Annotated in this window: 1 protein-coding gene; it reads left to right on the top strand. The window is 43.5% G+C overall.

Going from position 1 to position 1195, the window contains the following annotated elements:
• Nucleotides 1-53: 53 nt before the first annotated feature.
• Nucleotides 54-1195, top strand: a 1142-nt coding sequence (gene fliD / locus A3763_RS23170) for a flagellar filament capping protein FliD (protein WP_156495290.1), incomplete at its 3' end; no start/stop codon positions are given.

Genomic DNA, 1195 nt, shown 5'->3' with positions numbered 1-1195 from the left:
AGTCATTGTGGCTTTAACGCTTATTTAATCCTGTGGTATTCGAGGCGATAAGTATGGCAAGTGTATCTTCGGTTGGAATTGGTTCGGGTGTTCTCACCAGTGAGCTAATTGATAATCTCGCTAATGCAGAGCGCGCTCCGGTTGAGGCTCGCCTAGATAGTCAAGAAGCTGAAATTAATGCTGAGTTATCTATCTTTGGGCAGATTAAATCAGCAGTTACTGATCTTCGTCTACCTGCTCGTACATTATCAAATCCCCAGTTATTTGAATCGAAAACTGTTTCTTCTGGAAGCTCAGCATTTTCCGCTACGGTTAATACAAGTGAAGCGAGTGCGGGTGTTCATACTTTAGAAGTCTCCGCTTTAGCTGTATCTCAAACATTAACAACGACAGAATTTAGTGATTCAGATACCACTGCTTTAGGTGAGGGTGCGCTTTCTATCGTGGTGGATGGCAAAACTACCAACGTAACGATTGATAACTCAAACAATACGCTCGATGGTATTGCTGCAGCAATTAATGCTGAAGAGGATGTGGGGTTGACTGCATCAGTCTTATATACCGGTACGGGCTATAAGCTAGTCTTTAACGCCGACGAAACGGGTCTTGATAAAACTATCGATATAAGCGTTACTGACACGGGTGATGCAAGTAATACCGATGCAAATGGCTTGTCACGTCTTGCTTATACCGCAGGTGCCACCAATCTGATTCAAAGCCAGCCTGCTGCAGATGCAGCATTTAAACTTAATGGTGTGTCAATTACTCGCTCTAGCAACGAGATTGATGACGCTATCCCGGGTTTAAAGTTGTCATTAAATGGTACAAATGATGGTGCACCAGCGAGTCTGGTCATAGCAGATGATCACTCTGCAGTGATAGAGAAAGTGTCTGAGTTTGTTGAAAAGTTTAATGCCTTGCAGACTCTGATTAACGAAAATACCGAGTTTGACCCGAGTAGCGGTGTTGAAGCTGGCATATTATTGGGTGACTCAACGACTCGAAGTTTAATGAATCAGGTGCGCAGCGTGTTAGGTACTACCGTTGCTGGCCTGGAAAATGCCAATGTTAGAAGTTTGGCAGATATCGGAATTTCTACTAATTACCAGACTGGCTTGTTAGAGCTGAATGAAAGTGACTTGGCTGATAAGTTGGCTTCAGACCCTAGTGATGTTTCGGCTTTATTTAGTGAGCA

The sequence above is a fragment of the Oleiphilus sp. HI0128 genome (genome assembly GCF_001635365.1).
This window is presented reverse-complemented; position numbering and strand designations above follow the sequence as displayed.